The 470-nt window shown below is 36.8% G+C and carries 1 protein-coding gene; it reads right to left on the bottom strand.

What is annotated here, in order from left to right; all coding sequences use genetic code 11:
* Positions 1 to 388, bottom strand: a 388-nt coding sequence (locus ACYVRA_RS08700; RefSeq protein WP_461252322.1) for an extracellular solute-binding protein, incomplete at its 3' end; no start/stop codon positions are given.
* Between the last annotated feature and the right edge of the window lie 82 nt (positions 389 to 470).

Genomic DNA, 470 nt, shown 5'->3' with positions numbered 1-470 from the left:
GCCATGACATGGCATATACTCTGCCTTTATAAGTGCCAATCTCCGCGGGATAGGCAAGAAGTCTACTTTTATTGGCTTCGTAAATATCAGTGATGTCTAAGAGAAGGCCTGATTCGGCATATTTGCGGACAAACGCGGTTTCCAGCGAAAAAATATCAGGCGTTCTCGAATCGCCTCTAACCAAAAACGGATCTAATCTGGCCTGAAACTGATCAGATGATGTTTGGGAATATTCAACATTTATATTGGGATGGCTTCGTTTATAATAATTGTTGACTATCGCAGCCAATTCATCGGTGAATGACCAAACCCTAATCTGTCCATAAACGCACATGGGCAAAGCGGCAAGAACAAGCATAAAATAAAAAATAACATTAATCTTTTTCATTTTCTTCTCCCTTACTTTGAGATAATAATATAAAATTTAATTTTTATCAAGCAAGCAAGCGATATTAGATTTAAATAAATAT

It is taken from the genome of Treponema sp. R8-4-B8, assembly GCF_054786175.1.
This window is presented reverse-complemented; position numbering and strand designations above follow the sequence as displayed.